Raw genomic sequence first — 6,582 nt, forward strand, 5'->3', positions numbered from 1 at the left:
GCAGTAGGTGCGTCCGTGGGAGTAGATGCACCCACTGCTGCCGGTGACGCTGACAGTGGCGGGCCGCCAGGAGACCCTGGCGTCGTCGAACACGATGTCTCCCTGCGGATCGCGTCCGAGTGTGTAGGTCCTGGACGAATCGAGCGTCCAGGTCCGTCCGTTTGATTCCAGTACGAGTTCCGGCACTCCATGCCCCACTGAGTTGTCCCCCGAGTTACCCCCATCACAGGGAGTCTAGGGATGTCGAACATCGTGGGGAACTATTTCAGGCTCGGCCCCCTGACCGAAAGTCGGGCCTTGTGATGAACGTCGACGCGCGCTTCAACTGCTCCCGTTGACGGGGTTGAAACCGACCCGGAGAGTGGTAATCCCCCGCGAGGGGGACATGCGCGGCCGGCCGGTCGCGCCGCGGATCGGGGGGGTCTGCCATGAGCGCTGCCACGGAAGTCGAGACCGCGGGGCACGGCACGAGGCTGCCGTGGGGCGACATCACGCTGTCCGCGATCGCCGCGGTGAGCTGGGCGTTGATAGGCATGGCGGGTACGGCCGCGCTGGGCCTGCACCTGCTGGAGGCGGACACGGCGGGCTCACTCGGCCCGATGACGGCGGCTGTTGTGGCGCTGGGGGCGGGTGGTTCGGTCTCGCCGTCTGGAGATGTGTCCGCTTTCGGCCTGAAAGGCGCCGAGGCACACACGGCCATCGAGATCACGCCACTCGGCGTCGGCCTGGTCGGTGCCCTCCTGCTGTCGTGGTTCTTCCTACGATCGCTGCGCACGGCGGGAGTTGTGATCGCGCCGTCCGAACTCCTCGCGCGCTCGGGCGCGGTGGTCGCGCTGTTCGTGGCGACGCTCGGCGGGCTGGCCTGGGCCGGGCACGACGTCATCACGATCGACGGCGGCGCGCTCGGCCTCGACAAGCTGCCCGGCGTGGGCGGGGGCAAGGGCGGCGGGCTGAACATCCCGGGCCTCGGAGACATCGGCGGACTGCTGCCCGACCGGCTCGGCGACCTCATCCATGCCAAGGCGGCGGTGGGCTTCACGGTGGACACGGCGCCCACCCTCCTCGGCGGTCTGGGCTGGTCCGCGGGCGTCCTCCTGATCGCCCTGCTGGCCTCCCGCCGCACTCCCCTGCCGCGCGGCTGGGAGGCCGTGCACCGGGTCGTACGGCCCGCGGTCTCGGCGCTCGTCACCGTGCTGCTGGTGGCCGTGGCCGCCGGGGTCGGGGCCGCGGCGTACGCGGCGATCGGCGACGACCACCCCAGGCGCATCGCGGGCGCGGCCCTTCTCGGCGCCCCGAACGGGGTGTGGCTCGGTATTCCCGTCGGCCTGCTCGTGCCGTGGGACGGCAAGGCCACCGGCGCGCTGACCCACGTGCTGCCCCACCCGCTCGACGAACTGCTGACCGCGAAGTCCGACCAGCCGGTGACCCTGGGGCGGCTGGCGGACCTCGACGGGCGGGTGTGGCTGCTGGGTGTGGCGGCGGCACTGATGATGCTGCTCGCGGGAGTGCTCACGGCGGTACGGACGCCGGTGGGTACGACGGTGGCCGGTTCGGTGGCGGGCGGTACGGCGGCGGGCGGGCCGGTCGTACGAGGTTCGGGTGCCTTCGGTTTCGCGGGTCGGTGCGCGTTGTGGCTGGGGGCCGCGACCGCGCTGGCCCTGCCCCTGCTCGCCCGGCTGACGCAGGTGTCCGTGGACGCCTCGCTGTCGGTGCTCGGCTTCGACGCGTTCGGCGCCGGGATCGAACTCCACGGCCATTCCGGCATGGCGCTGCTCCTCGGGGCCGCCTGGGGTGCGGGTGCCGGAGCCGCCGGGGCCCTGCTGGCGTGGGCGGTCGGCGCCGCGGGGCGGCGGGCGGCGCCACTGGCACTGGGTGACAAGGGAGCCGGCACGGGATACCCGGACGGGCCGCGACACGCCGGGGGCGAGGACCCGGTGGGCACCGGGCAGCCCGGTCCGTACGCGCCCGGTACGCCGTACCGTCCGCCCAACCCCGCCACGAATCCGTATCTCCGGGTGCCGGACGAACTGCGGGAGCCCGGGGAGCCGGGCGGACACGGTGGTGCGAGCCGCAGCGGGCCGGGGGTGCCGCCGAGGGGCAGGTGGAGTGCGGGGCCGGCCCCCGCTCCCGGCGACGGTCCGCCCAGGGGTGACGCCCGCGCCTCCGAGGACGGCCGTCCGGCCGGCGGCCGGCCCGACGGTCCCCCCGACTCCGCCGACCTGTACGGCGCCCCCACGATGGCCCGGCCCGTCGACCCGCCGCCGCGCTCGCCCCGGCCGCGCCCCGGGCCCCGGCCACGCGACTGGCCCCCGGACACGGACGACGGCCCTCCGGCTGCGCCGCCACCCCCGCCCTCTCCACCGCCACCGCCACCGCCACCCAGGAGGCCGAGGGGACGAGGCTGAGCCGCGAGACACGCCATGACGCGCCGGAGCCGGCTGCCCGCGGAGCCCGGCGGACGGGGACGGGCCGGTGATCGAGTGGTGAGGGGGAATGCAGGCCTCCGACACCGATCCGTCACCCACTGTTCCCTGTCCGCCAGGCGGACCGCATGGGCGTAAGGCACTGCGTGCCGGATACGGTGGATACACCATGAGTGCTTCGCAGACCTCCGAGCTCCCCACCCTCCTCGTCAAGATTTTCGGCAAGGACAGGCCGGGCATCACGGCCGGCCTCTTCGACACCCTTGCCGCCTACTCCGTCGACGTGGTCGACATCGAGCAGGTCGTCACCCGCGGCCGCCTGGTGCTGTGCGCGCTCGTGACGCAGCCGCCCACCGGGCTGGAGGGCGACCTGCGGGCCACCGTGCACAGCTGGGCCGAGTCGATGAAGATGCAGGCGGAGATCATCTCCGGTCATGGTGACAACCGCCCGCGCGGCCACGGCCGCTCCCTGGTGACCGTCCTCGGCCACCCCCTCACCGCCGAGTCGACCGCCGCCATCGCCACCCGGATCGCCAAGGCCGGCGGCAACATCGACCGTATCTTCCGGCTCGCCAAGTACCCGGTGACGGCCGTCGAGTTCGCGGTGTCGGGCGTCGAGACCGAGCCGCTGCGCACCACCCTGGTGTCCGACGCGGCGGCGCTCGGCGTCGACATCGCGGTGGTGTCGGCGGGGCTGCACCGGCGGGCCCAGCGTCTGGTGGTGATGGACGTGGACTCCACCCTCATCCAGGACGAGGTGATCGAGCTCTTCGCCGCGCACGCCGGCTGCGAGGACAAGGTCGCCGAGGTCACGGCGGCCGCGATGCGCGGGGAGCTGGACTTCGAGCAGTCGCTGCACGCGCGCGTGGCTCTGCTGGAGGGGCTGGACGCCTCGGTGGTGCAGAAGGTGCGTGCCGAGGTGCGGCTGACGCCGGGCGCGCGCACCCTGATCCGGACCCTGAAACGGCTGGGCTACCAAGTGGGTGTGGTGTCCGGCGGCTTCACCCAGGTGACCGACGATCTGAAGGAGCGGCTGGGGCTGGACTTCGCCCAGGCCAACACCCTGGAGATCGTCGACGGGAAGCTGACGGGCAGGGTGACGGGCGAGATCGTGGACCGGGCGGGCAAGGCGCGGCTGTTGCGCCGGTTCGCCGCCGAGGCGGGTGTACCGCTCGCCCAGACGGTGGCGATCGGTGACGGCGCCAACGACCTGGACATGCTGAACGCGGCCGGACTGGGCGTGGCCTTCAATGCCAAGCCGGTCGTCCGCGAGGCCGCCCACACCGCGGTGAACTTCCCCTTCCTCGACACGGTCCTCTATCTGCTGGGCGTCACCCGCGAAGAGGTCGAGGCCGCCGACACCCACGACGAGAGCTGAGCCTCCGGGACACGCGTCGTGCACGAGGGCGCGGCACCCCTGGGGTGCCGCGCCCTCGTCGCGTGCCGTCAGACGGCCGGGGTCACTCGGACGGCGCCCAGTAGTCGGCCAGCGTGCCCACGCCCGGCTCCAGGCTCTTCCAGGAGCCCTCGAAGGTCACGACGGCGAATGCCGCGGCGGGGTAGCCCCTGCGGTTCATCCGTTCGCGGGCGTCGGCGTCGGCCGAGCCGGGGAGGATCTCGGCGAGACTGTGCACTCCGGGGTTGTGACCGATCAGGATCACGTTCTGCGCGTCGTCGGGAGTCTCGTTCAGCACGGCGATCAGTTCGCCGGGCGAGGCTTCGTAGAGCCGCTCCTCGTAGACGGTTTTCGGCCGGTGCGGAAGTTCGTGGACGGCGAGCTTCCAGGTCTCGCGGGTGCGGGTCGCGGTGGAGCAGAGAGCCAGATCGAAGGTGATGCCGGTGTCGGCGAGCTTGCGTCCGGCGACTGCGGCGTCCATGCGACCCCGCTCAGCGAGGGGCCGCTCGTGGTCGGTCACCTGTGGCCAGTCGGCTTTCGCATGCCGGAAGAGGACAATCCTGCGGGGTTCAGCGACGCTCATGGGTCCCAGCTTCGCACGAAACAGGCCATGCGGCGCAGGGAGTTGACATGCGGATTCGCTGTGCGCGGCGGCCTGGGACTAGCGCGCGGCGAGTTGCTGCACACGCTCCAGGAACTGGGTGACCGCGGGGTCGCCGGAGGCCGCGTGGGCGTCCGAGGGGTTCAGTATCAGCATGAGCAGGGTGACGAAGGCGAGCGCGGGGAGGGCGAGGGCCCACCAGGGCAGCCGGATGTCGACACCGCCCGTGGTCGCCGGGTGGGGCCGGGTGTGCGTACGGGCCGACATGATCGCCTCCGCTGGTCCGCGAGTGGTCCGTGACCGCCTCCCGCGGTCACCTCTCGAACCTACGGAATCCGCCGCCGCCAACCCATCCGGTGATCCACCCACTTGACCCTGACACTCACCCCCTAGGGGATGGTGGTGCCAACCCCACCATCGGCCACGGGAGCCGCGGTCACGGGGACGCGATGGTCGCGATGACGGCGATGAGCACGAAGACGGCGAAGAACGCGCCGAAGACGAGCAGCATCTTCTTCTGGCTGTTCTGGGGGTTCGGGTCGAGCACAGGCATGCCGTCAGTCTCGCACCCTCCCGCCCCGCCGGCTGTGCCGGGGTGAGGTCAGCGCGCCGCCTCGTCCTCCACCGTCCGGTCGCGGCCCGCCAGGACGCCCACCGCCATCTGCGGGATCATGAGGCCGGCCATGAGGGCGATCGGAAGGCCCCAGCCTCCGCTGTGCTGGTAGAGCACGCCGACCAGCAGCGGCCCGGGGATGGAGATCAGGTAGCCGGTGCTCTGCGCGAAGGCGGAGAGCTGGGCGACGCCCGCGCCGGTCCTGGCCCGCATGCCGACCATCGTGAGGGCCAGCGGGAAGGCACAGTTGGAGACGCCGAGCAGCACGGCCCAGGCCCAGGCGCCACCGGCCGGTGCGAGGTACAGGCCCGCGTAACCGGCCAGGCCGCAGAGGCCGAGGGCCAGCACGATCGGCCCCTGGTGCGGCAGCCGGGTGGCGAGGCGCGGGATCACGAAGGCCAGCGGCACGCCCATCACCATGGTGACGGCGAGGAGCACGCCCGCCGTGCTCGCGGGGACGCCCGCGTCGCGGAAGATCTGCGCCATCCAGCCCATCGTGATGTAGGCGGCGGTGGCCTGGAGCCCGAAGAAGACGGCGAGCGCCCAGGCCGTACGGCTCCGGGTGATCCGCAGCGCGGGCGGCTCCTGCACACGCGCGCGTGCCTCCCGGACGGGCCCGTGGTGTTCGGGCGCGTCCCCCCGGTTCCGTACCAGAGCGACCCAGGGCAGCACGGCCGCGGCGGCGAGCACCGCCCACACGGCGAGCCCCTGACGCCAGCCGCCGCCCAGTGCACCGGTCATCGGCACGGTCACCGCGGCGGCGGCCGAGGTGCCGAGGGCGAGGGCCATCGAGTACAGGCCGGTCATCGAACCGACCCGGTCGGGGAACCAGCGCTTGACGATGACCGGCATCAGGACGTTGCTGACCGCGATGCCCATGAGGGCGAGGGCACTGGCGGCGAGGAACCCGGCCGTCGATCCGGTGTACGGCCGTATGAGCAGCCCCGCGGTGATGGCGGCCATGCCCGCGCACACCACGGCGGCCGGTCCGAATCGGCGGGCGAGGCGGGGTGCCATGACGCCGAAGACGGCGAAGCAGAGCGGGGGCACGGAGGTCAGCAGCCCGGCCACGCTGCCGCTCATGCCGAGCCCGTCGCGAACCTCTTCGAGGAGCGCGCCGAGGCTGGTGATGGCGGGGCGGAGGTTCAGGGCGGAGAGCACGATGCCGACGACGACCAGCCGCGTCGCCCACGAGCGCGGGGCCGGCGAGGCGGGTTCCGGGGCAGCCTCGGTGCCCTCGGCCGCAGCGCGTTCGGTCGTTGTCGTTGTCGTTGTCGTTGTCGTCGTCGTTGTTGTCGTCGTTGTCGTCGTCCGGGCTTCCTCGCTCACCATGATGGTCATCATAGAATCATGGGATGATTGGTTGTCCATCCCCGGGCCGCGCCCTCCCGGCCTTCTCGTGCGAAGGTGTGCCATGCCTCTGAGCCACCCCCGTCGTCGGGGGGGGGCGGCGGCCGGGGCGGTGCCCGGGCCGGCAGCGGTGAACGCGCAGCCCCCGCGGGCGGGCCCCGCCCGGCGCGCAGGGCCGGCGGGCCGGGAGTTAGGCGGG

General features: G+C 72.7%; 7 protein-coding genes. 2 read left to right on the forward strand and 5 right to left on the reverse strand.

The genetic code is table 11. The annotated features are described in order from the left end of the window. A partial coding sequence (locus ACFW2E_RS38495) for a hypothetical protein (RefSeq protein WP_384474195.1) occupies positions 1–198 on the reverse strand: 198 nt, incomplete at its 3' end. Positions 199–428: 230 nt separating this feature from the next. On the opposite strand from ACFW2E_RS38495, the gene ACFW2E_RS38500 reads away from it, so the two are divergent. After that, the gene (locus ACFW2E_RS38500; protein ID WP_384474197.1) at positions 429–2,405 is read left to right on the forward strand and encodes a streptophobe family protein; all 1,977 of its coding nucleotides are present in this window, start codon (positions 429–431) and stop codon (positions 2,403–2,405) included. Positions 2,406–2,592: 187 nt separating this feature from the next. After that, positions 2,593–3,801 (forward strand): phosphoserine phosphatase SerB, encoded by a 1,209-nt coding sequence (gene serB, locus ACFW2E_RS38505; protein ID WP_384474200.1) that lies wholly within the window; start codon positions 2,593–2,595, stop codon positions 3,799–3,801. An 82-nt stretch (positions 3,802–3,883) separates the two neighbouring features. On the opposite strand, the gene ACFW2E_RS38510 is transcribed toward serB, so the two are convergent. The 4 genes from ACFW2E_RS38510 to ACFW2E_RS38525 form a co-directional block, all read right to left on the reverse strand. Then, on the reverse strand, positions 3,884–4,402 hold the full coding sequence (locus ACFW2E_RS38510) for a SixA phosphatase family protein (RefSeq protein WP_384474202.1): 519 nt from the start codon (positions 4,400–4,402) through the stop codon (positions 3,884–3,886). Positions 4,403–4,480: 78 nt separating this feature from the next. Continuing rightward, positions 4,481–4,687: a hypothetical protein gene (locus ACFW2E_RS38515; protein ID WP_384474205.1), complete on the reverse strand. Its 207-nt coding sequence runs from the start codon at positions 4,685–4,687 to the stop codon at positions 4,481–4,483. A 169-nt stretch (positions 4,688–4,856) separates the two neighbouring features. After that, a complete protein-coding gene (locus ACFW2E_RS38520) occupies positions 4,857–4,973 on the reverse strand; it encodes an SGM_5486 family transporter-associated protein (protein WP_384474208.1) in 117 nt (38 codons plus the stop codon). A gap of 48 nt (positions 4,974–5,021) precedes the next feature. Then, positions 5,022–6,365: a CynX/NimT family MFS transporter gene (locus ACFW2E_RS38525; protein ID WP_384474211.1), complete on the reverse strand. Its 1,344-nt coding sequence runs from the start codon at positions 6,363–6,365 to the stop codon at positions 5,022–5,024. Between the last annotated feature and the right edge of the window lie 217 nt (positions 6,366–6,582).

Origin of the sequence: Streptomyces sp. NPDC058964 (assembly GCF_042741275.1) — a bacterium.
Taxonomy (GTDB): Bacteria; Actinomycetota; Actinomycetes; order Streptomycetales; family Streptomycetaceae; genus Streptomyces.